The sequence below is a fragment of the Mesomycoplasma ovipneumoniae ATCC 29419 genome, assembly GCF_028885435.1.
GTDB lineage: Bacteria > Bacillota_I > Bacilli_A > Mycoplasmatales > Metamycoplasmataceae > Mesomycoplasma > Mesomycoplasma ovipneumoniae.
Window position 1 is genome coordinate 399365 of record NZ_CP118522.1, and the last position, 26064, is coordinate 425428.

The following is a 26064-nucleotide window of genomic DNA, read 5'->3' on the forward strand; positions in this document are numbered from 1 at the left end:
AAAAATTTTACCAAATTTTAACTTTTTTTGCTATAATTTATCTTTAATAAGAATAAATTTGAATTAAAGGAATAAATCATGGCAAATAAAGATTTATTAAACTAAAAAAATTTAGCCCATTTAAAGGTCTTGTTTTTGATAGTTTAGCCCAAGAAATAAAAGCAAGACCAGTAATTATTTTTCATGATACCGAAAATGATCATTACTATTATATTAAAGCACGTGATGTCCGTTTAGACAGTGGTAAGTTAAATGACCCTTTTGACGGTGAAATTTTGATTCCAAAATCAGACAAACCTAATACTTTATTTACAAAAGATTCTTATCTAGACTGTTCGCGAGTTTTTTACATTGGTGATAGTCAGTTAGAAGAATTAATCAAAAATCACCCAGAGACAGAAATACTTGACTTAAAAGAATTAGAATTTAGTCAGGCTGAAAAAATGTTTGACAAGATTTATGAATTTGTGACTTCCAAACCACCTTATATAGTAATTTCCAGCGTTTCTTATGATTCAAAAACAAAAATAACTAAGCCCAAAGTTTGATATGCTAGTGATCAACATTTAAATAATGATTATAAAACCATTAGATTTAAGACTAAAAAAATAAAAGAATTAAAAGATAAATTGCACAAGGAAAAGAACCAAATAAGTTTAGATCTATTTAAAGGTATTTTGAATGATGCCTGAGGAGAATATTGAAAAGAAAAAGTGTATAATCCTTTATTTCAATGAATAAGACAAAACAAATTTGTTCAAAAAGGATTAAATTCAATTGAAATTATTCATGAATATAATAAATTATCAAGCCCAATAGTGCCAACAACAATTGAACCCGATACAATTTATAATTGCCTAGTTAATAACAGATGACGCGATATATTAAATTCTTGATTGTCTAACGATAGATTTGATTTTATTTTATCTGAAAAATTATTGGCAACTGATTTTAAATTTATGATTGACTGGTTTGAAAAAAATAATTTGGATATAAATATGGAATCATTTAGCCAATTTCGTAAATCAATACAGGAATCACAAAATTGAGGTCAATTTTTCTATTTTTATAAATTAAAGAATAAACTTAAGCAAGAAATATCCAAACTAGAAGAAAAACAACAGCAAATCCAAAATCAAGAGACAATTAGAGATGAACTTACCTATCAAAATTTAAGATTACAAACTGAAAAATGAGTCCAAGAAGCAGAAGAAGGGCTAAAAAGAAAAGAAGAAGATTTAAAAAAATTTGTTGCAGAATTGAAAACGAAAATGTAAAAAAGAGAAAAATATGGGAACTTGGACACTTAATTGGCGCGATTTTTTTCACTAGTTTTAAATTTATATTAAAAAAGTTAAACAAACAAACAAAATAAAAGAATTTATTTACTAATTCTCGGCTTGCCAGTATAATGGCAAAAATTCACTTTTTATTGAATGCAAAAACGGAAAAATACCCGTAAATCCGGGTTTTTTTACGCTAAAATCTTAATTTTTATTATTTTAAAATTAAGATTTTGAAAAAAATGCTTGGTCAAAAATAAAGTTATGCTATAATTAGCATCACTTAAGAATGATTAATAAATTTTGATATTGAATTAAGGGGTAATAAGTTATGTTTTTGTCGTATTAAAATAAGATAATGCAAATTTTCCATTATATTTTTAAATATGATGGAATGCCTTAAATTTACCTGTTTAGAAATCTATAAATTTATGGCTTTTAATTATTGTTCTTTCAAAACTTCATATATTTTTTTAGGCTCAATGTAAGTAAAAACGAGTTTCCTATTTGCATTGAGTTTGAATAGTAGTTGTATTTTTTATGGTTTTTGTCAGTGTTTTGAACTAAAAAAGTAGTTTAAAAATTAATAATTTTACTTTTTAAGTTAAAAAAGGGCGAAAAACCAGACACTTTTTAAGATTATCTCATCAAACTGGGAAACTCGGGAATAATTTATTAAAAATATTTTAATTTGCAATGCAAATTTAAAATAAATCAGTCTTACTTTAATATTTCTAATTATTCATCAAATATTGATTGACGATACTCATTAGTTTTCTTATTCATTTCAACATGAATAATAACTCTTATTGTAGTTATAAAATCAAAATTATCAATGAAAACCTTTTTTAAGTCTTCAAAAGATTTTATTTCATACTTTTTACTATTAAAATCAAAACTAAATGGCTTTAATTTATTGAGTTTATCCTTTCTTTGTTTGTACATATCTTTTTTAAAATCGCTAAAAGATTTGTATTTATCACCGAAAATCATTTTTAAAACATGAGTATCACTACCTTTGACAACTCCTTCTGGCACATCAGTTTGTTTATTTGATTTGGCAGAAATATAAGGAATCATCCCGTCATAATAGCCTTTTTCAGCAAGAAGTTCAAAAGCAACTCTTCTAAAATTTAGTCCACCTGAGACTCCTTCTGTATTTTCAAGTATTCCAAAATATGGTCTAAAGAAATTTACTGTATAGTAATCATTATGTCCAAATGATCTGACTGAGTCTCCTCCAACATTCGCCCCAACAATATTTTTGTCAACTAAATCGTCAATTGAATTTATCGAATTAAATTCAGAACTTCCAACTCAAGATAAAATATCATTTTTTGTAAAACCACCACTTCCGAGTTGGATTTTTCTATAATCACTAGTGTCTGAAGGCTTTTTGGCAATTATTGCCTCGGCTTGTGCTAAATCTAAAAGATAAATTATATCAAAAAGATTTTTATAGTATTTTTCCAAATCAGCTAAATTGCTAAATCTTTCTGGACTTGAATTACGGACTAGTTGCTGATCACCTCCGTATTTTTCAATAAAATTAAAGGCTAAATCTCCAGGTTCGTCACTGTAAGGTGCCTGAAACATTCCTCGCGCAAAAGATTCAGCCCGATGACCAAATCGTTTTCCATATCCGTCAAGCAAAATATCATTATCAAAAGTATGAGTACTTTCATGTGAAAATATCGATTTTGCGTATTTTGTTAATATTTTTGTGCCATCAAAATACATAAGTTTTTTATTTTCACCCGGAACAAAAGCAGCATAATTCTTATCTCTTAATGATAATCAATGACCAACAGGCAAAGAATAAGCTTTAACGCCAGGTTCATTTTTTGGACCAAAAGTATCATAAACATCAACTATATGATTTTGCATAGTTTTTTTTGATTTTTCATTTAAAATTCGGTATAAAACATCATAGTAACCTTGAGCCGCCTCAGCAAATTCTCTGATTTGTGGTTTTAATGATTCACTTGAAGAAAAATATTTGGAAAATAGTCCTGAAATATTGCTATTTGTTGTAAAAATGAATCAAAGAGTATTTTGGTCTTTTACAGTCAAAAGTGGCAAAAGTTTATTAGCTTGTTCTTCTTGTTTGAATCTTTCGATCATTGGCTTATTTACTGATGTATCGGATTTACTTTCAACTTTTGTAATATAAGCTTTTGTCAGTGAATCAAAATATTTGTCGGGTGTTTGGTCTTTTTGCTTAAATAAATTATAGTTATATTCAATAAAATCGCCAACTGATTTTGGTTTTAAATATTTTGAAAAAGCATCATGATAACCATTTGCAGTTTTGTTAGCTTTTAGATTAATAAAGTCCAATTTTCCAATGTCTTTTAACAAAGATAGACTATCATTTGATTTTCCGTAAATTCCTAGTGAGAACAATAATTTATCTTTAAAATCCGAAATTGAGTATCAACGGTACAAATAATTTAAACCAATATAGATAGAATTTTTCTCTTTTTCTAATTCTTTTTTATAAAATTCAGTAAATTTAGTGTCACTTAGATCAAAAATATCAATATTATTTGAAACTGAATTAATTATATTTTCCAAGTCATTTTTAACTTCAGTCTCATGTTGGTCAATAAAAAGTTGTTCTTTTATTGGACTGTTATCAACAAAATTATTTTGAGTATCAAAAATTGAATTATCAGATAAATCAGTAGTTTTTAAAAGATTTATTAAACCAGAAACTAATTGATTTTTCTTCTCAGAAATTAAAATATTTGGATGAACAATAAATTCAGTCCCGTTATTTTTAAAAGAAAAGTCAGTTATTCCGGCAGTATTTTGGCTAAAACTGTCTATTTTAAAATCTTCTGTTTGGCCATCGCCAAAATAAATTCTTAGTTTGTTTACTTTTGTTTTTTCACGGGCAAGATTTTTTACTAAATTTTCATTTTCATAAAATTCAAATCCAAGCAAATTTTTGCTGTAAAGTTTAGAATTTTTAGCCACTTTATGTGCATAATTCATAATTGTATAACGATCATAAAATGGTAAAAGTTTTGCAAAATTTGCATAAGCAGTGCTAAAATCAGACTGATATCCTTTTAAATAGGAAAAATTTAGAGTTTTTAGCTTAATATTTTCATTATTTAAATTTTTCCATTTTTTTGCTCTTTCATTAAAAGTGTTTTCATCAACTATATTGAGTCAAGGAAAACTTTCATTATCAGCATTATTAACAAAGTTTATATTTTTAAACGACTTTTCATAGTCAAAAAAACTTGATTTATAAAAGTTACCAAAAATTGGCTTTGCATTGAAAAAATTTATCTTTGCATAAATATTTTCAACACTTCCGGTATCAGGAGAGTCTTGAGTTCCGTTTGTCGAAACCAAACCAATTAGCCCGCCAGAATTAGCAAATTCATCAAGACCACTATTTAAAACATTTCCCTCAATTACAATGTTTTTTAATGATGAATTTTCTCCTAATTCAGCAACAATTCCGCCAATTTTATCAGAATTGATTAATTTAGAGGTGATGTTTATATTTGCATAAGAATTCTCAATTGAACTTCCTCTTGTTATTATTCCGCTAAGACCGCCGGCAGATTGGGAAGAATAAATATTTCCATGAAAACTTGAGTTTTTAATAATAGAATTATTATCAAGCACACCGACAATTCCGCCTACGATTTTCCGACCTTTAACATCGCCAAAAAGATGAACGTTATTAATTGTTGAACCCGATACAGAATTTGCAATTGCTCCAACTGCAAATTGGGAATTATTTATTGACTTGACTTTGAGATTTTTAAAATTAATATTTTGGATTGTGGCGTTATTTAAATTGTCAAAAAGCGGCTTTTTTAAATCATAAATAGTAAAATTTTTACCTTCAAGACTTTCTAGACTTCCAGAAAAATAAACATTTTCTAAATATGATGTAGAAATCTGGCCTATTTCTGTACTTTCAGCAGAAATATCATTTGCTAACTTAAAATGTCCAGAGGGATTTGCACGAATTTGACTAATTAATTGTTCAAAACTCGTGATTGCCCCTAATTGATTTTTGGTTTTAGGAATATAAATATCAAAAGTAGAACTAACAGTACCGTTATTTAAAATATTTATGAAATTTTGGCTAAATTCACCAACAAATTTATAATAATTGCCTTGATCTTCAACAGATTTTACATTCAATCAGACATTTTTTTGCAAATCTTCTGAATCTAATTTGATTTTATAGTTGCTTAAATCAGAGTCTAAATTATCAACTGAAAGTAGCTTTACATATTTTTCTTGGCTGTTAAAATGGTATAAATTTGCAGAATTTATATTTTTAAATTCAATTTTTGACCCATCTATTTTTAAAGAAACATTATCAATTTCAGCTTGCTTGTTTTCTAAAAAGGTTTTATCCTCAAAAATAGAAGAAACATTAATATTTTGTTCTGTGTTTTCTAGATTTGAATTATTTTCCTGGCTTGGAATAATTGGTTCTTGACTATCCGCATCAATTTTAGCTTCATTTTTAGGATCTTTTTTAGAATCTTCACTCTTAGAAGTATCGTTTTTAGGATCATTCTTAGAAGTATCGCTCCCAGAATCACTCTTAGAATTTTCATTCTTAGAAGTATCAGGTTTTTTATCCACTTCACTTTTACAAGCCGTGATAATAACTATTGGTGATAATGATAGGAAAACTAAACTAGAACTAACTTTTTTTAGTAAAAGAAATTGCTTCATAATTTCCCCCCAAAAAAATTTAACTAATTATACATAATTGTAACATAGAAATATAAGAATTGTACAAATATAAAAGTTAAAAAAATCCTTATTTTTACTAGCTATTTTTGTATTATAACCCCTTTATTTTCACCGTAAATTTGTATTGTTTGATTTTGTCGCACCTTTTTTCAAAGTGCCAGAAATTAGTATACTAATTTAAACGTTATTTCCTGTTTTTTGTAGAAAACAAACGATTTTTTAATTTTTTACGGTTAGAATGAAAAAAATTTTAAAAATGCTTGCAAAAAAAAAAAAAAAAGTAGAATTTAATTAACTACAAAAATCGTGAACGGGGTTTAATGTGGAATACTCACAAAGCATTAGCGCACTTAACATTTTTAAAGTAATTAAAATTTTAACAAAATTGCAGAATAACGGCCTAAAATACGCCCATATTGATTTTGTTGATCAAATTTATGCCCCAAATTTTGGACTAAACTACCAAATTGCAAATTACTTAATAAAGTTATTCCCTAATATTGAATTTGATGCACATTTAATGTGCAAAAATTCACTTGAAAAAGTTGAAAAATTAGTTGAAATAGGTTTTAAAACAATTTTTTTACCTGCTGAACAAGTTTCAAAAACTGATTTTGAAAGATTAAATAAGTCTTATTCTAGTATAAATTTTGGCTTAATGATTCAAGCCAGTCAAAAAATTGAAGACTTTAGTGAAATAATTTCTTGTTCAAACGTCATTTTATTAATGACAATAGATAAAATTGGCGGAGTTGGCGAGCCTTTAAATCAGCAACTTCTTTTAAAAATTGAGCAAATTCGCTTGATAAATAAAGAAATTAAAATTTACACTGACGGTGGATTGCGCAAGGAAAATTGAGCTGAGCTTGAAAAATGAAAAGTTGATGTCGCAATTGGCGGTAGCATAATTTTTTCATATGCAAATTTTTCTGAATTCTCTAGACTTTGAGGAAATCAAAAAAATGCCCTTAATTAATATTGTTTTGTATTCAACGGTTGGGTTGCTGTTTCTTATTTTGATTTTTTTCATTTTCAAAAGATTATTTGAAAAAACCCCAGAAAAAATATCGCAACAAAAACTAATTTCGGTAGAAAAATTCACAATTGATGCTCTAGAAATTATAAATGCCTCTGCAGATGTAAAAGTTATGACAAATTTGCTCTTAAAAAATCGTTTTTCAAAACTAAATTATTCAGTTTTACCTGGTCTTATAGTCAATGAATCAAACCTTTTTTTCGTTTCTAATATTATCAATTATCAAGTGGGTATTGATAAAATAATAATTGATGAAAACATTAGTTTTTTGAAAAAAGGTAAGATTTTAAAGCAAAATTACTTTTCCAAAAGCCAATTTGAGTCACTTTTTAAATTTCTTGATAAGAAATTTTCTAACTCAAAAATTGTCATTTTAGTTGATGATCGAATTGATTTTAGTCAAATTGACAACAAAACTAGATTTGAAATTTGAAGCCAAGGCGATATTATAAAAAAACTAAGACAAAATAATCAAAAAATTTATGTTCCCAAAAAAATAATTGATTATTTTAGCTCAATTAACAAGTTTAACAAGGAGAAAAATGCTTAAAAATCTGTCTTGATACATTTTAGCTGCTTGAATTATTTTTTTCCTTGTTCAACTTTTTATCTTTTTTATCTACAGAGTTAATCTAAAAATTAAATATTCTAAGCTAAAAATTCCAATTAAACTCGATCTTGAAACGATAAAACAAGACTTTATTAATAAATATCAGCAAAAATTCATAATTTTACTGATTAAAGATTTTTTCTTAAAGCCTATTTGAATCAGCCAAAAAATAATCAAAATCCCTAACTTTTATTTAGAAAATAACATTTATGGCGTAGTTAATTTGCTTTATTTCTATAATTTTTATCTCCTAAAGAGCAAAAAATCATTGCAAATTGATATGTTTCTTTTTTCCAGTTTTCTTATAAGTTTTCATTTTAGTTTTTTATTTGCATTTTTAAACTATTTAATAGTTAGTTTGTGTTTTTTGATTTTAACTGTTTTTGTGATATTTTTTGATTTTTTTCTAAATCGAAAAATTTATTCACAATCCTATAAACAATCAAGGCAAATTTTACTGACAAAATTAGAAAAGGACGAATTTAAAGTTGCCAATTCATATTTTAAATACAAAAAACTAGCATTTTTGAAGAAGTATTTTTTGTTTTATCCGTTTTTATTACAGAATTTTATTAACAAATTTAACGCATTGGGGAAATAAATGAGAAAAAAAGAATTGAAAAAACAACTTGTTGAATTATATGACTTTGAAATGAGCCAGATTGAAAACAAAAGTGAAATTGAACTGGAAAAATTACTGCAAAAGTCCAAAAATGAAGCAATTATTTTAAAGAACAATCCAAATAAATTTTTTTACATCAAATCAATGCCAAAACCAAAAGAAATTCAAACAAAAACATCAACAAAAGCAGGGTGAATCGTCTTTTTTGCCTTTATTGGCGTCCTTTTACTTGCGCTTACATTGTTTATGACACTCGCTTTTATTAATACAGGAGGAAAAAATGGAACTTTTTAATGAAAAAATGACTAAATTTTGCAAAATAACAAACTGAAGACAAGCAGTTCATGAGGGTGTAAGGATCTTAGTTGAAAATAAAAAAGCAACTTACGATCTTGAAAAAGCAATCATGGAACAAACAGCAAAATACGGTGCCTATTATGTACTTGAAGAAGGTGTCGCACTTTTGCATGCGCCAGTTGGCGATTATTGTCTAGAAGTTGGAACTTCAATTTTAGTTTTAGATCAAATGATCACTTTTAATAATCAAAAAGATAAAAAAGCAAAAATTATTATTACTTTGTCTGCGCCAAATTCTGATGATCATATTGGCTTAATTCAAGAATTTGGCCTCTTTTTTGGTAATCCAGATTTCAAAAAAGAAATTTATGCTTCTAGAACAATTAAAGAATTTTATCAAATTATAAATAAATACCGAGGTATAAAAAATGAACATTAAATGCGTTTGTGGTTCAGGACTAGGTTCATCTTTATTATTAGAAATGAACGTAAAATTTGTGCTTGATAAATTAAATGTCAATTATGACTCAGTTGAACACACTAATATTTCCAGTTTTAATTCCCGCGGGGTTGATTTAGTAGTTATTGGTGCTGATGTTGCCCCAAGTTTAGATTTTGATAAGGAAAAAATGGTAATTTTAACTAACATTTTATCAAAAGAAGAGCTTGAATCCAAACTAAAAATAGCCTTAAAACTAAACTAATATGAAAGGATAACTGATGAATTTCGGTCTTTGACTTTTAGGTTTTCTAAAAGACTTTGTCGGCACACCAGCTCTACTTGTTGGACTTTTTACCCTAATTGGTGCTGTTGCAATGCGCAAAAAAGTCTCACAAATTATTGTTAGTTCTTTTAAAGTTAGTGTTGGCTTTATTATTTTAGGTGGTGGTGCTGGTGTTTTAGTTAGCTCGCTCAATTCATTTCAACCACTTTTTCAAAGAGTTTATAATCTAAGCGGTGTTATTCCCAATAATGACGCTTTTGCCGGCGCCCTCGCCCAGAGTTTGCCAAGTATTGCAACTTTAGGATCGCTAATTATGGTAATTGCGATGCTTTTAAATATTATTCTTGCAACTTTTTCAAGACTAAAATATGTCTATCTTTCTGGTCATGTTCTTTATTATTCTTCTTTAATGCTAGCCGCTGTTATGTACACTTCTGGCTTTGATTTCCAAAATAGTTCAGGAGATTTTGCAATGGCACTAATTGCCGGAGCAAGTATTTTAGCCCTTTATATGGTAATCTCGCCTGCTGCCCAACAAAGATATATGCGCCAAATTACCGGAACAAACGAAATTGCCCTCGGCCACACCGGCGGATTTGGCTATGCTCTTTCTGGTCTAATTGGCGAGTCAATTGCTAAAATTTCCAAAAAAAGTCTGCTTTCAACAGAAGAAATTAAATTTCCTCAGTCACTTTATTTTTTTCGAAACACCTTAGTTTCAATATCTCTAACTGTTTTTCTTTTTTACATTTTTGCCTTTTTACCAGCGGGACTTCTTTATGAATTAGGCAGGTTTGACAAGGTCGCCGATGCTAATGTAATTGAAATTTTATCATCAAGAAACTGAGTTGTAACAATGATAATTTCGGCTTTTACTTTTACTGCCGGAGTTGAAATTATTCTTGCCGGAGTTAGGCTATTTGTTGGCGAATTAGTGCCGATGTTTAAAGGTTTTTCTGATAAATTGATTAAAAATGCAAAAGTCGCTGTTGACTGTCCGGTAGTTTTTCCCTATGCGCCAAATGCAATTATTATTGGCTTTATTTCCTCTTTTTTAGCAGGAATAATTGGACTTTTTATTACATTAGGACTTGGCTATGGAGCACTAATTCCGGCTGTAATTCTTCCAGGACTAGTTCCACATTTCTTTTTAGGGGCAACTTCAGGTGTCTTTGGCAACGTAAAAGGTGGAATCTGGGGCGCTATTATCGGACCTTTTGTTGGCGGACTGATTATTACATTTATTCCGGTATTTTTTGCCCTTGGAAACTGAACACCGCTTGAGAATAACTCACTTGGTGATTTAATTACCGCTGGCGGAGCCACAAAACAATTCTTAATTAGTCTAAACTGAGGCGATACAGACTATTTTATTGGCTATATTCCCGGAATTCTTGGCTTTATTCCCAAAGTTGGAAAATATGTAATTTTAGGCTTTAGCATTTTAGTTTATTTAATTTTTATTATCGACGGAGTTATTAAAAAATACCATGGAAAACGAGCAAAAACTGCCTAAAGAAAAGCTTTTTTTGGCAACAATGCGGGCAGTCGCCCTTGATTCAATTAATAATGCTGGCGGTGGTCACATTGGTATGGCCCTTGGAGCAAGCGAAATTTTTTATAGCCTGGTTGGTCAAAATTTAAATTTTACTCCATTAAATCAAAAGTGAATTAATCGCGATCGCTTTGTTTTATCAGCCGGCCATGGTTCGATGGGACTTTATTCTCTGTATCATTTAATGGGCTTGATTTCGCTTGAAGATATTAAAAATCATAAACAACTAAATTCAAAAACACCGTCGCACCCTGAGGTTGACAAATTAGAATATATCGATGCCTCAACTGGTCCGCTTGGCCAAGGAGTAGCAATGGCTGTCGGAATGGCTCTTGCTGAAACAAGACTGTCAGAAAAATTCAATCAAGATGACTTAAAAATTATTGACCATTTTACTTATGTCTTATGTGGCGACGGCGATTTTCAAGAAGGTGTTGCCTTAGAAGCTCTAGCTTTTGCCGGCACAAATAAACTGTCAAAATTAATAATTGTCCACGATTTTAACAACATTCAAATTGATACAAAATCTAGTCAAGTTAATAATCTTGATTTTGCTAGTTTTTTTAAATCAATTGGCTTTGATGCAATTATTTTAAAAGATAATAAGCTTGAAAATATCAATTTTGCCCTTGAAAAAGCAAGAAAATCTGACAGACCTGTTTATATTCAAGTTCCAACTATTATTGCCTTTGGAACAGAATTTGCTAATTCAACCAAAGGGCATCATGGTTCAGTCAGTGCTAAAAAAACCTATGAATTTAAGGCTAATTTGGGACTAGAAAATTTAGAGCCTTTTGACTACGACCAAAAAGCCTATGAAATAGGGGCTGATTTATTAGAGCCAAAAAATCAAAAATATTTAGACTGAGAAAAAAATTTTACACTTTACAAGCAAAAATATCCACTTCTTGGCCAACGATTTGAAAACTTCCTTAAAAACAAAGAACTTTTTAATTTAGAATGATTGACTTTTGCTAAAAATAACTTAGCAATTCGCGATTATGTTGAGCAAATTATCCAAAAAATTGACAACACTGACTTACTTATTTTAGGTGGATCTGCTGATCTTGGAGTTGCAACTAAAACTAAATTTAGCGGCCAAAAACTAATTGACTACGGAATTCGTGAGTTTGCAATGGTGGCAATTAACAACGGAATTTCACTTTATGCTAATTTTTATACAATTTGTTCGACTTTTTTAGTTTTTAGTGACTATGCAAAAGCCGCACTGCGTCTTGCAGCCTTAATGAATCTGTCGCCAATTTACATTTTTTCGCATGATTCATATCAAGTCGGCGGCGACGGGCCAACCCATCAACCTGTTGAGCAACTGGCAATGCTAAGATCAATTCCAAATTTTTTAGTAATCAGGCCTTGTGATGAATTTGAAACAATTTTTGCCTTTAACTACGGCCTAAATTCAAAAACAAAGCCAGTTGCAATTATTACAACACGACAACCTTTGGAATCGGTCAACAAAAATCTTGAAAAAATTGACTCAGCTTACTATATTTACAAAACTGAATCAGCTAAAATAAATATACTCGCTTCTGGCTCAGAGGTTCAGCTGGCCAAAAAACTAATTGATAAATTAGCCCAAAGTCAAATTTTTGCTAATTTGATTTCAGTTCCAATTTTACAAAATTTAGTTGAAAATCCACTGTTAATTAAAAAATTGGAATTAGAAAAGTTGCCTATTTTTGCCCTTGAGGCTTCAAATGATCCTTTATGATTTAAATTAGCAACTGTCCAAAAATTTTCTGGACATTTTGCTAGTGGCTTTGGCGAGTCAGCTCCTGGAGACATTGTTTATGAATTAAAAGGTTTCAATGTTGATTATTTATTTGAAAAAGTTTTAAAATTTTTAGAAAATAAGTAAATTTAAAATAACTTGTTTTCTAGAACTATCTAAAGTTAAATTAATATTAGAAATTCAGACAGGTTAGTTAGCCTGTCTGAATTTTATTCTGACTAATCAAAACAAAAAAATACTAAAATTTTAACTGAAATAGTCTTGTTTTGTCTATATTTTATTAGGTTATAAATTGAAACTGTAGAACAAAAATGTCTCCTTGGTTTGGCAGTTTGTTGGCAAAAATTGACATTTTAGTGAATAAAAATATTCAAAAATACCCGTAAATCTGTGATTTTTTAGCTAAAATCTTAATTTTTATTATTTTAAAATAAGCTTTTGTAAAAAAAAAAAAAAAATGCTTGGTCAAAAATAAAATTAGGTTATAATTAGACTCACTTAAGAATAATTAATAAATTTGATATTGAATTAAGGAGGAATTAATTATGTTTTTGGCATAAAAAAATCAGAAAATGCGAATTATCCATTATATTTTTAAATATGATGGAATGCCTTAAATTTAACCGTTTAGAAATCTTCAAATTTAGGGCTTTTAATTATTGTTCTTTCAAAACTTCATATGTTTTTTTAGGCTCGACGCAAATAAAAACGAGTTTTCTATTTGTATTGAGTTTAAATAGTAGTTGTATTTTTTTTATGATTTTTGCTAGTTGGTTTTTTAAGAATAAACAAGTTTTTTAAGTTTTGTAAAGTTGAACTTAAGTTAATTTCCTTAGTGGAAATTTCAAATTTTTTGACTAATTGGTCAATATCAGTTTTGTCGCTGCTCATATAACGAATAGGTATAATAAGACCTAAGCGCGAATTAGCGAAAGCTTTTTTTCATAAAAATGAAACAAGTACAGAGTCAATCCCGCCAGAAATGCCAAAAATCACACCTTTTTTATTTGCTTTTTTACTTCTTGCCGAATTCATTTTATAATATAATTTATATAATTATTTATTTGTACATTATTTTTCATAATTAGAATAATTTCTTGTATGATTATAGTGCAAAATAAATTTTTTAGTATAAAATTTCATATAAAATATACAATTTTTCCAGGAGGATATTGATGGCTTATCAAAATGATGCCGCTCAATTATTAAGATCAACTAAATCATGAGCAAAAATATTATTAATTATTCGTATAGTTAAATTTGCTTTAGGTCTTATAACACTTATTGTATTTATTGCTGGATTTTTTGGTGCTGTAGGTCAGGCCAGCACCGACCAAAAAAATATTGAAAAAGCAGTTTCAACACTTTTAGGATCAGTCTCGGCTACAGCTGTAATGCTTATTTTTTGGGTTATATTATCATTTGCTTTCTGAATTTTATTAATTATTTCCCCTTTTAAATTAAAAGATCTACCAGCACGAATGAACCTAAAAAACGCTCACTTTATTTCAAAGTTTAAGCGAATTTTCGTACTTTCTATTGTTGCAATTTTTATTCCTTTCATTAATATAATTTATCTTATTATGCTTAGATCATTTATTTCAAACTCAGAAAAAGAAATTATTGAAGATTCTCTTGATTAATTTTTTGTAGTACATAAGATAAGACAAAAAATTTTTTTAAAATTAAAATAAAAAGGTGAAATTTCACCTTTTTATTTTAATTGAATAATATTGGAAATTATTTATGTCTTATTAAATTTAAAGATTCAAGATATTTTACTACTTCACCTTCGGTATCAAATTGCAAGGCTTCATTTGCAATTTTTACCATTTGTTCGTAATTTAGGTCAGAAATTAGTTTCTTTACTTTTAAAACACTACTTGTTGAAACTGAAAATTCATCAAGACCAAGACCTAATAAAAGTGGAACAGCATTGATATCACCAGCCATTTCACCGCACATTCCAATTCATTTTCCGTGTTTATGAGCTGCATCAATTGCCATTTTGATTAATTTTAAAAGTCCAGGGTTTAAAGTTTGGTATAAATAGGCAACTTTTTCATTCATTCTATCAGCGGCAAAGGAATATTGGATTAAATCGTTAGTTCCAATTGAGAAAAAGTCAACATATTTTGCAAATTGATCAGCATGAATTGCTGAAATTGGAATTTCAATCATAATACCAATTTTAATGTCTTCACGTTTTGCAACTTTTGGATTTTCTTGACTAACTTCTTGATAAACTTGCTCAAAAATTGCTTTTGCGGCAAAAAATTCATCAAGAGTTGCAACCATTGGAAACATAATTGCTAAATTTCCAAATTCAGATGCCCGAACTAATGCCCGAAGTTGAGTTTTAAAAATATCGGTTTTGTCAAGTGACAATCGAATTGCCCGATATCCTAAAAAAGGATTCATTTCTTTTGCAAAATCAAAGTATTTTAAGGTTTTATCGCCACCAATATCAAGCGTTCTGACAACAACTTTTTTAGGATTTTGAGTTTCAAGTACGGCTTTATAGCTAAAAAACTGCTCATCTTCAGTTGGCCAATTTTGGTTATCCATATATAAAAATTCAGAGCGGAAAAGACCAATTTCATCAGCATTTACTTTTTTGGCAGCATATGAATCATCAACTGAGCCAATATTTGCAGCAATTACAACTTTTTTTCCGTCAGCACTTTTTGATTCTTTATTTAAATAGTCTTGAAGTTTTGCTTTTTCATTTTCGTATTCTTGTTTTAAAATTTCAAATTCTTTAATTTCAGTTTCACTTGGGTTAAGAATTCCTTGCCCAAGATCACCGTTAATTGCTAAAATATCACCAGCTTCAGCCTTTTCAAGGATATCGCCAATACCTAAAATTGCCGGAATTTCCAGACTTCGAGCCATTATTGCAGAGTGAGATGTTTTTGAACCAATATTTGTGGCAAAACCTTTAACATATTCATTTAATTGAGCAGTATCAGAAGGTTTTAAATCATCAGCAACAATAATTACATCTTCATCAATCGCGCTAAGATCAATTATTTCCAAATTTAGGATGTTTTTTATTATTCTTTGTGAAGCATCTTTAATATCAACCGCTCTACCCATTAAATATTCATCACCAGTTTCAAGTAAAAAATTAGTATGATTTTTGGCTGTTTCTTTTAAGGAATATGCAGCTGAATATCCACTTTTTATCATATTTATTGTATCATCTTCCAAAACCGGATCAGTTGCAATTAAAATATGAGCATCAAGAATTTCAAGTTCATCTTGATTAAGTTTAGTTGCTAATTTTTTAATTTTTTCAATTTGTTCGACAGATTTTCGCACTCCGTCTTGAAAAATTTTGATTTCAGCATCAATATCTGTTATTTTTGCATCACTAATTTCAATTTTTTGTTCTGTAAGTTTAAAAACTTTTGCTATCGATATTCCGCTAGAAGCACCAATTCCTTTAAATTTATATGAGCGAAATTTTGACATTATAGACCTCCGATTTTAAAAAAATTAATTAAATTATAAAATATTTTGCCTAAAATACAAATAAATAAATCTTATTGACTCAAAAATTTATTAGTTAAGTCTAAAAGTTTATTTTTTTCCCAAATAAATTTAACTAATTTTTCACGATCTGCTTGAGTTAATTTGATATCTTTTGCTTTAACTTGTCCAAAAATATCGATTTTTACAGGCAGAGAAAAAAAATCATCCCTAATATTATAAAAAGACTCAACTCAACAATTTAAAAGGTGAAAGTTTTGTCTCTGATTTAAAATATCAAGCAAAATTTTGGACAAAATTAGTCCTAAAACTCGACTGTGTGGCGTCTTTCTGATTAAATTTTCGAGTATTTCGTTGTTTGTTTGGGTCACATAATCATCAATTTTGCTGATTTTATCAATGGTAGTCTCATTTTTTTCAATGTTTGAATCAAGCAAAAATGAATGACCATGATCGCCTAATACTAAAAATTCATTATCTTTTACAATATTTAAATTTAAATCATTAATAAACAAATTTGCATGCATGTTTTCTAAATTAGGTCCAATTCCAAATACTTTTTTGCCAATAAGTCCGCTAGCAAAACTAAAAATTTTACATAAAATTGAATTGTTATAACCTAAGACAAAAGCAATTCCGTTAAAACTAGAGTGTCGAACTAAATAACCAATTTTATAAATTTTTTCTGAATTTTCAAGTGCAAGATCAACTAGACTCATTCCAGGAACTAAATTTTGGGCTGGATCAATTATCAAAATATTTGCTTTTTCTAGGGAGTTATAATCTTCCAAAAATACTTTATTTTTGTATCCGCCTTGTTTGATTATTAGATTTAATTCCTTAATAATTTGGTTTGTTTTTATAAAATTTTCGTCAATTAGCAAAAAATCAACATCTGTTTTTGCCAAAATTAAGTTATAAATTAAATTTATGCTAGTGTTTGTCACTCCGATAAGTCCTATAATCATATTTTATCCTTTTGTAAAAAATATTTTTTAACAGTTTGTGGTATAATTACTTAGTATTTAACACAGTCGAGCTTAGACTCTAATTTTAAATTTTCACTATTTTATTATACTATAAATTAGTAGAAAAGTAGAAGAGGTTCGTTTTGCTACAAGTCAGAACAAACATTTTTAGATCAAATCAATATTTTAAATTTTTATTGAAATTAGGTTTTAAAAAGAAAGCAGTATATGTTTTTATTATTCTTTCTTTTTTAACAACAGTAATGTTGTCCTTAATTACAAAATTTTACGCAACTGAGACAAATTTTAGTCTTTTTTCATTTATTACCCTTTTTATAAATCTTTCACTGACAATAATTATATCATCCTATATGTTTTTATCTATTTTTAAAGATTTAGCAACTCAAAGTCTTGATATAATAACTTTCACAAAACCATATTCTCGTCACTATTTTATTGCGACAAAAATCTTGTTTTTAACATTTTTTGGACTTATTTGGTCAGTTTTTATTGATTTTTTATTAATAGGATTTTATTTAATTAATTATTCATTTTTTGACCAAGTTAATACACCTTTATTATTTGGTTTTTTATCACCATTTTTCTCATTTACTATTTTTGGCGGAATCACAGTAATTGTTAGCCACAAATTTAGTTCGAAATCATCGCTTGCTATCGCTATTTTTTCATTTGCGCCTTTTATTTTAATTGGCTCAACAACAGCTTTTAATTCAACCTCAAGCATTAATAGATTTGCTGAAATTCTCAATTTAGAACATAATGGCTATGATTCAAAAACAATTGCTGATGTTGAAAAATTTTACTTAAATGACAAGCAAGACCGTTTTTTTATAATTCCAAAACAAGTTGACAACCCTAATTTTACCGATCGACAAATAAATTATATTCAACAAGCATGAAATGATTCTTCAGCTGCAGCCCAAATCTGGCAAGTGGCTTCTTATTTATTAATTCCTTATCAATTAATTAATATTTTTGAACCAAAAGATCGTGATGCAATCGAAAATGCTGCCGGAAATCAGGATAGTTTTCTTAAAAATTACATTTATGCAAACAATTTAGAATCCAAAGAAAAAAATTATCTTCTCTCAACAGTCCCAAGTCTTCAAAGATACAAACTTTCAAATAACCAAGAAGTAATTTTAGTTCCTGGGGCTCTTAAAAATGATTCACATTTTGAAGATCTGGAAAATCGAGAAATAATTTATGCTAATGAAGATGCTTCCAATTTTGATAAAACGCTTCCACAAGACTCCCAAACTTTCGGGCTAACATCTGATCTTGTTGGTAAATTAAAGTGAAATTTAATAAAACAAGTTGTTTCATCTGAGGTTTTTAGCAAATACGCACGCGCATTTTTTGAAAGCTTTACAGAAGAAAATACCCAAAAAGATATTCTTGAAAAAATTTCTGCTGCAATTTCAACTGATAAAGAACTTTTAGATTTAGTTGATGAACAAACTGTTGTCCTTGCGAAAAATCCGGACATAAGCCAAATTGAAAACCAAGTTCAGAAAAAAATATATTTGGCTACCTCACTCATTTATTGACTTTATTTTAATAAACAAAATAGCTTTGTTCTTAATAATTTATTAAAAAATGACAAAAATAATTTTGATCCAGCACCATTTTTTGTCAAAATTGACCAACAAAATTATCAAATCGGCGGATTTTCATCATTTAGCGCCGAACAAAGACTAGTTGATAACAAAGTAATCAAAAGATTTAATCTAGCAAAAAGCAACAACTTTTTATTCCAACCAGTTTTACAAATTATGGAAATAAAATCTAATCATCACGTTGTAATTAAAAATTTTTACCCGCTGATTTGAGCATTTATTTCAATAGTTTTAGTTTATTTTATCTTTCGAATTTATACTAGAAAGGATTATAAATAATGTCAAATTGAGTTTTGGAGGTTAAAAATTTAACAAAAATTTACCCTAAATCCGAAAAAGGGGCAAAAAATGTCACTTTTAAGGTTAAAAAAAACACAATTCATGCCTTTATTGGTGAAAACGGAGCGGGAAAAACAACTGTTATTAAGTGTATTGTCGATGCATACCAGAATTTTTCAGGAACAATTCTTATTAATAATTTTTCAAATAAACTGCCACAAGCAAAAAAATTTATTGGTTATGTTCCCGAAAATTCAATTTTTCCGCCTGAACTAAATTCATACGAATTTTTGTATGAATTTGGACTAATGTCAAAAATGAACTCTAAGTTAGTAAAGCAAAAAATTGATTATTATTTAAAACTGTTAAAAATTGAAGATTTAGCAAAATTAAAACCATTTAACTTTTCTTCAGGTCAAAAAAGAAAAATTATGCTTGTTCAGTCTTTGATTCATGATCCAGAACTAATAATATTTGACGAGCCTTTTTCAAACTTAGACCCTTCAGCGCGAAGTGAATTTTTAGCGATTATTAGAATTTTACACAAGCAAGGAAAAACAATTTTCCTTTCAAGCCATAATTTGCAAGAAATTGATTCTTTAATTGATAGTTTAACACTAATAAATAAAGGACAAATTTACTACTGTGGTCAAAAAACTGAAAATTTGCAAAAAATGTACCAAAAATATATACTAAACACGGGGACTACTAAATAATGTTAAAGAAAAAATTACTGATTTTAGCTACACTGCCAACGTCTTTTTTGTTTATTTCTTGCAGCGGAATTTATAATTTTTACGAATCTCAACCAAAGCCTGAGAATAAATCATTGCTCACAAATCTTAAATTCCAGGAATTTGTTAATTCAGTTTTTTCTAATAACGAACTTCAAAAAGATGACTATATTTCAAACCAAATTAATCTAAATTTGCCAAAATTAACTAGCGAATTAAAATATTCTCTCATTTTTTCAAGACCATATTTTAGATTTTTCAAAGATCAATACACCGAAACACGCGAAAATTCGCGATTTACAATTCATTCATATTTATCAAAAAATTGACTATTTTTACTTGAAAATATTGACAAATTATCTTTTATTTTCAACCCTTACACCGGAAGATTTGTTAAAAATGCTAATGAAGAAAAAATAAATTTGCTAAAAGATACCAAAATCAAAATTTCAAATAAGAATTTTGATTTTATTAAAATTGATAGAGAAGCTGATCAATTTGATAAAAATAGCGTTTATTATTTGATTTTTGACAAAAATAAATTTATTAGATTCACTGTTTTTGAAACTAATAACGAATTAAAAACAAAACTTGACTTTAATATGTTTGTGCTTGAAGATCAAATTGCTGATAATTTTTCTTTTGCAAATGCCATTGAAAATTGAGTAAAATCTGAAGAACAAAAGTATTTCAAAGATAAACTCGAAACCGCACGCGAAAATCTAACCGATGATTTTAAAGGAAAAAAGGCCGAATTAGAAGACAAAATCGCTAGATTTAAACGCTCAAGCGGGCACTCACTTGATTCTGAAGATGAAGAGGACGAAGATGGAGGAGGGAATTTTTGTAGCATTAATAATTTAGAAGCATGTTCAGAAGATGCAAAAGCCTTCTTACTAAAAAGTCTAACTCGTCGAGGATTTGGTAGAACGCGACGAAACGTTAGTGTCACAAATTTCCAAGACGTAGATAGTAATTCTGAACAAAATAACTCAAGCCAAGAAATTTCTGATGCTAATTTAGAGCTTGCCGAACTTGAAGAAAAGTATAAAAATGATCTTGCAAATCTTGACAACACTGTAAAAAATCAGCTATTTAACGAAAAAAATGATCTAACTAGCTCTAATTTTTTCTCAAATATTACTACTGATATTTCTTCATTTAATTCTCCTTATAAATTTCACAAATACAGTTTATATTCAATAGATTTGGAAAAAGGTAGCGATATTAGCCCAAAACCTGAAGAATCACCAAAGAAAAACTCAAGTTTTATGGACAATTATTCTAAATTTATTGATGAAAAATTGGACATTAAAATAAAAAATGAAACAGCTGAAGAGTTCAATAATCGCCGTGTTTTTGAGTTTATTTTTCAAACTATTTGACCAAATAATGAAAACAAAAAAGTCCAATTTTTCAATGCTTACTATGCAAAAGAAAACATTGAAAAATTAGAGTCTGAATGAAAAAAAATTCAAGAAAAATTAAATAATACTGATTCAGCAGATTTTGAAGCCGCAATTGAAGAATATAAAAACTTTGTTGATACAAATTGACTATTTATTCTTGAAAGACTTGACAAACTTAGACTTGATTTTTATAAATGATACTCATTTCCTGATCAATTTGACGAAGATGGCAGCATAAAAGTTGCTCATAGCGATGAATTTAAACAACTTGTTAAAGACCAAGAAGATCTTACAGAGCCTTTTTATTATGCAAATAAATATCTTGAGTCAATTTCCGAAGGAGACACATCAAGATTTGTAAGTAATTATAAAGATCTTTATATATTAAAGCAAAACACACTAATAAATTTAAGAGTTGATAATTCAGGCTCAGAGCCAAAAGTAAGCCTAAATCCTTTTGTATATCATTTTCCTAAAACAAAAAATAAAATTTCGGCCAAAGTTCTTACCGAAATTTTCCACCAAGCACTTTATCATGCCTCTCAGGAAGCTTATCATGATTTTGAAAATGATTTTGTAAAAAAATTCCGTTATAATTTGCCTGCGCAAATGTTTTTTAAGGAAAAAGATGAAAAAAAATAAAAAATTACTATTTTCTGTTAGCTTATTAACATTTTTATCAGCTGGTTTTTTAGCTAGTTGTGCTCAGCCTTCAAATCAGCCAACTAATTACCAAGCTAAATACGAAAAATTTGCAAAAAATGATATAGTTCAGCAAGAAAAAGCTGAGCCTTTTTTAGAAAACAGTATTATCAATCAACTTTTAGATAAAATTTATGAAAATGCTGACTCAAAAGAGCAACTAATAAACCGAATTTCAACGATTGATTCTGATAACTATTTAAACGATTTAGCCTTTAATTTAAGCTTTTATAACACAATAAACAACTCACCAAGTGATTCAATAATTGGTGGTTTTGGAAGAGGTAATTCTAACCCTGTTTTGTTTGAAAAAGCGAAATTTAGCGTTAATGAACTTTTTGAAAACAATTGACTTTGGCTTTTAAAAAATTTGAATTCTGCTGTTTTTGTCCGTGGTCTGGCAAAAATTGACCAATTTCAGCAACAAAATGATGAACTAAATATCGGTCTTAGAAATGAAGCTTTAAAAAACAGTTTTTATCAACCTAATTCAAATAAATTTATTGACATTGCAATTGTAAAATCGCCGGGCGAAATTGATCCAGAGACAAATATTGAAACTAAAACTTATCAAGTTTTCCTTTTAAATCAAGATAATTTTATTTTTAATATAACTATTAAAAAAGAGCTCAAAAACCAAAAAATGCTTAATTTAGAAGCAACTTTAAGTCCTTGACTTCAAATTTACCCTAAATTTATCGACCAAAAAACTGAAAAATTCCCACTGCAAGAATATGCAAGAATTACTACAAACTACCGAAGTGGCGTTGCAGGTGTTAGCGTTCCTCTTGTTGAAAAACTAATTTTCGAAGAAAATCTTGGTGGAAATGTTTTATATTATACTCTAGTTGACTTTCAAAAAAAGTAAGATAGTTTATTAAAAAAAATTTATTTTTTTATTGGTTTTTTTTATTTTCATGTATAATTTTAAATCGATAGATAAAATTAATTTTTAGATTCTTTCAAGAAATATAAAATACCTAATTTTTTAAAAAAAGGAGTAAAAATGGCATATTTAGACAAAAAAAGGAAAGATGGCTTATTGCAAAGCGACGCATTTTACAATGAGCTCTTTCTTGGTTTGTTTGGATTTGGTTTTTGGTATTTGGGTAGAATAAGTCTAGCAATTATTAGATTTACCTTTACTCTCGTTGGTCTTTTAATGATTTTCATTTCCCAAATGATGTATTTAGGATCAACAGCCCAAGACGAAATTGCAAGAGATGTCCAAATTTTAACAATCACAGGTGGAGTAATTCTTGGTCTATCTGTAATTTGAAACATAATCACCTTAATTATGATTTTCACCGCTGATCTTCGAGACGGAAAAAGTGTTAAAATTGTTCACTGAGGAACAGAAGTTGAAGATAACCCTGAATTAGAAAACGAATTTGACAATCCTCCTGTTGAACAACCTGAACCTGTAAGTGTTGTACCAATGGAACAAGAACCTGCTTTTGATGAACCATTAGATTTACAAGTTCAAACAACTGAAGAAGAATATGTAGAACCAGAAGAACCTGTTTTTGTACAGCCTGAGCCTGAAATTTATGTTGAACCAGAGCCAGTTTATGAAGAACCTGTTTTTGAGCCAACTTACTACGAAGCACCAGCTGAACAAGTTTATGTTGAACCACAAGTAGAAATAGAACCAGAACCTGTTGTTAATTTAGAAGAAAATCTTGATATTGCAAGACAAATTGAAATTATTAATGCTGAACAAGTTCAAGCAAGTCAATTAAACATTGTTCACGAAATGGAAATTCCTGTTGATTTACACAATTTAAAACACATTCACCACACTACATTTACCATTGAAGAAATTGAGAGTGGAATTGTTGATGAGCACTTTGAAATTCGTGGACAACATGATATCAATTGCCATTCATAAAAAAATAATTAAAAATAGTTATCTATTTTAATATGCGATTAAGAAATATTCCAGATGCACTTGAAAGAATTCAAAAACATAATTTACTAGTTGAAAATCCAATATTTGTTGATGATTCTTGAATAATAGAAGTAGGAATGGGTAAAGGGCAAATGATTACAAAACTTGCTTTTGAAAATCCTTCTAAAAAGTTTTTAGGTGTTGAAAAATTTCCCTCTGCTGCTGTTAAATCTTTAAAATATGTTGATGCTTATAATTTAAAAAATTTTTTCATCATTATATGTGATGCAAAAAATTTATTGTCAATGTTGAACGGAAAAGTAAGTCAGCTATGGCTTACTTTTCCTGATCCTTGGCCAAAGAAAAAACACTATAAGCGTAGACTTACTTACAAACTTTTTCTTGATATTTATAAAGAAATACTAACAAAAAATGGTCTTCTAAAATTAAAAACAGATAACCAAAAATTTTTCCAGTACTCAATTGAATCCTTAGAACAAAATGGTTGAAAAATAATCTACCAGACTAATGATTTGCTAAATTCTTCGCGCGTTAGCGAAAATGTTATGACTTCTTATGAAGAAAAATGAGTTGGACTTGGTTATAAAATCCAGTATTTAGAAGCCACTTTTAATTAAACTAAGATTTTTCTAATATTTTTTAGACTGCTTTTTTATCAAATTAGTGCATTAATTTAAGATAACTTTTTTTATATTTATTTTTCAAAAAAATATAGTTTTTAGGCTATAATTTCTATAACAAAACTTTTAAGCTATATATAATTAATTTAGTAAGGCTCACATATTTACAATGAAAAAATTCTCAGAAATTTTTGTCAAATACTCCAATAAATTTGAATCAAATAGGATAACAATCGAACCTGTCTATTTTGACTCGCAAATCCCAATGCTATTAAAAGAAGACCTTGCAATCACTGAATATCTTGGCCAAAATAAAGCATATATTAATTTAGGTTCGCGCACAAAAGAATTTACACCTTCAAGATTTCGCAAAATCGCACAAAAACTAGCTAATTACCCACGAGATATCCAAATTGATTTTGATAAATTTCCAAATAGCTTCCTTCGTTATTTAATTGAAGTTGTTGCCTTTGTTCGTTCTGATATTTTTTCCCTAAGAGCAGAATATGATAAACAGCGAACAAAATACCGTGATATTTTAGTTGTCTCAAGTTATTTAGATGAATTAAAACCGATAATTAATAAATACCAAATAATCAATAATGCTGTAAATTATGCTCGCTATTATCAAAATATCCCGCCAAACATTGCCTCTTCAGAGTTTTTAGCAGCTGAAATACAGAAAAAAATTTCCCAAAACCCTAAATTAACTGTAAAAGTTCTTGGCGAGTCAGAAATCCGTAAATTAGGGATGAATTTACTTTTAGCTGTAAATCGTGGCTCAACTTATGATGCAAAACTTGTTGTTATTTCTTATGATGGACTACCAGGAAGTCAATATAAAACTGCTTTTGTTGGAAAAGGGATAACTTTTGACTCTGGTGGATATAATATAAAAACTGGTACGTATATGAATGACATGAAATACGACATGTCAGGGGCAATAATTTGTGCCGCTGCTATTGATGCCCTTTCAAAATTTAATCCACTAGCTAATGTTGTTGCCGTCTTACCACTAACAGACAACCGCCTAAATGGTGATGCAAATACACCTGATTCTGTTTGAAAATCAAAAAATGGTAAAACTGTTGAAATTAACAACACTGATGCCGAAGGTCGTTTGATTTTAGCAGATGCAATAACATATGCAATTCGTGAAGAAAATGCAACCGAAATTATTTCTGTTGCAACTCTAACAGGTGCAATTCGTGTTGCTCTTGGTGAAACTTTTACTGGCGCATTTGCTAATGATGACAAAATTTGAAAAAGTTTTAATGAGGCATCAAAAGAAGCTGGCGAATTAATTTGAAGAATGCCACTACATCTAGATTTTGCCCAAAATATTCGTGATTCAAAAGTAGCAGATCTAAAAAACACTGATTTTTCCGGTAAAGCTGGCTCATCATCTGCTGCAATGTTTATTGCTGAATTTGTCGAAGACAAACCATTTCTTCATTTAGATATTGCCGCAACCGCCTTTGTTCGTAATCTTCCAACTGGTGTAATGGTTAAAAGTCTAGTTGAATACATTTTAACAAAGTAAAAATTCTAAATTAATCTCATTAAAAAAGATAGCACTGGCTATTTTTTTTAATTATTTTTTAACTGTTTTTAGTTAGTTTGAGCTAGTTAAAAACAGTTTTGATTTAAATTATTCTTGGTAATAAACTGCCAGACCCGA

21 protein-coding genes are annotated in these 26064 nt (G+C 28.7%); 17 read left to right on the plus strand and 4 right to left on the minus strand.

Annotation, left to right across the window (positions count from 1 at the left end):
* The first annotated feature begins 95 nt into the window (after positions 1-95).
* The gene (locus tag PWA39_RS01545) at positions 96-1277 is read left to right on the plus strand and encodes an Mbov_0400 family ICE element protein (RefSeq protein ID WP_416388964.1); all 1182 of its coding nucleotides are present in this window, start codon (positions 96-98) and stop codon (positions 1275-1277) included.
* A gap of 744 nt (positions 1278-2021) precedes the next feature.
* On the opposite strand, the gene PWA39_RS01550 is transcribed toward PWA39_RS01545, so the two are convergent.
* Positions 2022-6005, minus strand: coding sequence for a ZmpA/ZmpB/ZmpC family metallo-endopeptidase (locus PWA39_RS01550; RefSeq protein ID WP_069099249.1), 3984 nt, complete (start codon positions 6003-6005; stop codon positions 2022-2024).
* Positions 6006-6348: 343 nt separating this feature from the next.
* On the opposite strand from PWA39_RS01550, the gene PWA39_RS01555 reads away from it, so the two are divergent.
* From PWA39_RS01555 to PWA39_RS01590, 8 genes are read left to right on the plus strand one after another with little or no spacing between them, the layout of a single operon-like run.
* Positions 6349-7002, plus strand: coding sequence for a beta/alpha barrel domain-containing protein (locus PWA39_RS01555; protein ID WP_069099250.1), 654 nt, complete (start codon positions 6349-6351; stop codon positions 7000-7002).
* A complete protein-coding gene (locus PWA39_RS01560; RefSeq protein ID WP_069099251.1) occupies positions 6989-7612 on the plus strand; it encodes a hypothetical protein in 624 nt (207 codons plus the stop codon). Before PWA39_RS01555 ends, PWA39_RS01560 begins: the two co-directional genes overlap by 14 nt.
* Positions 7605-8273 carry a hypothetical protein gene (locus tag PWA39_RS01565; protein WP_069099252.1) on the plus strand — a complete coding sequence of 223 codons (669 nt, stop codon included), beginning with the start codon at positions 7605-7607 and terminating at the stop codon, positions 8271-8273. Before PWA39_RS01560 ends, PWA39_RS01565 begins: the two co-directional genes overlap by 8 nt.
* The gene (locus tag PWA39_RS01570) at positions 8274-8588 is read left to right on the plus strand and encodes a hypothetical protein (protein ID WP_069099253.1); all 315 of its coding nucleotides are present in this window, start codon (positions 8274-8276) and stop codon (positions 8586-8588) included. It abuts the gene before it with no gap.
* The gene (locus tag PWA39_RS01575) at positions 8575-9030 is read left to right on the plus strand and encodes a PTS sugar transporter subunit IIA (protein ID WP_069099254.1); all 456 of its coding nucleotides are present in this window, start codon (positions 8575-8577) and stop codon (positions 9028-9030) included. Before PWA39_RS01570 ends, PWA39_RS01575 begins: the two co-directional genes overlap by 14 nt.
* On the plus strand, positions 9020-9295 hold the full coding sequence (locus PWA39_RS01580) for a PTS sugar transporter subunit IIB (protein WP_010321201.1): 276 nt from the start codon (positions 9020-9022) through the stop codon (positions 9293-9295). The genes PWA39_RS01575 and PWA39_RS01580 overlap by 11 nt, the downstream gene beginning before the upstream one ends.
* Before the next feature lie 16 nt (positions 9296-9311).
* Entirely contained in the window at positions 9312-10832 is a 1521-nt protein-coding gene (locus tag PWA39_RS01585) for a PTS sugar transporter subunit IIC (RefSeq protein WP_069099255.1), read from the plus strand.
* A complete protein-coding gene (locus tag PWA39_RS01590; protein WP_069099256.1) occupies positions 10807-12750 on the plus strand; it encodes a transketolase-like TK C-terminal-containing protein in 1944 nt (647 codons plus the stop codon). Before PWA39_RS01585 ends, PWA39_RS01590 begins: the two co-directional genes overlap by 26 nt.
* A gap of 606 nt (positions 12751-13356) precedes the next feature.
* On the opposite strand, the gene PWA39_RS01595 is transcribed toward PWA39_RS01590, so the two are convergent.
* Complete coding sequence (locus PWA39_RS01595) at positions 13357-13659, minus strand: adenine nucleotide alpha hydrolase family protein (protein WP_274827489.1); 303 nt, start codon at positions 13657-13659, stop codon at positions 13357-13359.
* 140 nt (positions 13660-13799) lie between these two features.
* On the opposite strand from PWA39_RS01595, the gene PWA39_RS01600 reads away from it, so the two are divergent.
* Positions 13800-14267 carry a hypothetical protein gene (locus PWA39_RS01600; protein ID WP_069099187.1) on the plus strand — a complete coding sequence of 156 codons (468 nt, stop codon included), beginning with the start codon at positions 13800-13802 and terminating at the stop codon, positions 14265-14267.
* A 97-nt stretch (positions 14268-14364) separates the two neighbouring features.
* Here PWA39_RS01600 and ptsP read toward each other — a convergent pair whose 3' ends face one another.
* Entirely contained in the window at positions 14365-16101 is a 1737-nt protein-coding gene (gene ptsP, locus PWA39_RS01605) for a phosphoenolpyruvate--protein phosphotransferase (protein ID WP_069099188.1), read from the minus strand.
* A gap of 71 nt (positions 16102-16172) precedes the next feature.
* Positions 16173-17087 carry a Rossmann-fold NAD(P)-binding domain-containing protein gene (locus tag PWA39_RS01610; RefSeq protein ID WP_069099189.1) on the minus strand — a complete coding sequence of 305 codons (915 nt, stop codon included), beginning with the start codon at positions 17085-17087 and terminating at the stop codon, positions 16173-16175.
* 263 nt (positions 17088-17350) lie between these two features.
* Between PWA39_RS01610 and PWA39_RS01615 the strand changes: the two genes are divergently transcribed.
* From PWA39_RS01615 to PWA39_RS01645, 7 genes are all read left to right on the plus strand, one after another.
* Entirely contained in the window at positions 17351-19006 is a 1656-nt protein-coding gene (locus PWA39_RS01615; RefSeq protein ID WP_240534003.1) for an ABC transporter permease, read from the plus strand.
* Positions 19006-19722: an ABC transporter ATP-binding protein gene (locus tag PWA39_RS01620; protein ID WP_069099191.1), complete on the plus strand. Its 717-nt coding sequence runs from the start codon at positions 19006-19008 to the stop codon at positions 19720-19722. The genes PWA39_RS01615 and PWA39_RS01620 overlap by 1 nt, the downstream gene beginning before the upstream one ends.
* Positions 19722-21791, plus strand: coding sequence for an aromatic motif membrane protein (locus tag PWA39_RS01625; protein ID WP_069099192.1), 2070 nt, complete (start codon positions 19722-19724; stop codon positions 21789-21791). Before PWA39_RS01620 ends, PWA39_RS01625 begins: the two co-directional genes overlap by 1 nt.
* On the plus strand, positions 21778-22719 hold the full coding sequence (locus tag PWA39_RS01630) for an aromatic motif membrane protein (protein WP_069099193.1): 942 nt from the start codon (positions 21778-21780) through the stop codon (positions 22717-22719). The genes PWA39_RS01625 and PWA39_RS01630 overlap by 14 nt, the downstream gene beginning before the upstream one ends.
* A gap of 138 nt (positions 22720-22857) precedes the next feature.
* Positions 22858-23742 (plus strand): hypothetical protein, encoded by an 885-nt coding sequence (locus tag PWA39_RS01635; protein WP_069099194.1) that lies wholly within the window; start codon positions 22858-22860, stop codon positions 23740-23742.
* A 32-nt stretch (positions 23743-23774) separates the two neighbouring features.
* Positions 23775-24380: a tRNA (guanosine(46)-N7)-methyltransferase TrmB gene (trmB, locus tag PWA39_RS01640; RefSeq protein ID WP_069099195.1), complete on the plus strand. Its 606-nt coding sequence runs from the start codon at positions 23775-23777 to the stop codon at positions 24378-24380.
* 172 nt (positions 24381-24552) lie between these two features.
* Positions 24553-25926 (plus strand): M17 family metallopeptidase, encoded by a 1374-nt coding sequence (locus tag PWA39_RS01645; protein WP_069099196.1) that lies wholly within the window; start codon positions 24553-24555, stop codon positions 25924-25926.
* The last annotated feature ends 138 nt before the right edge of the window (positions 25927-26064 follow it).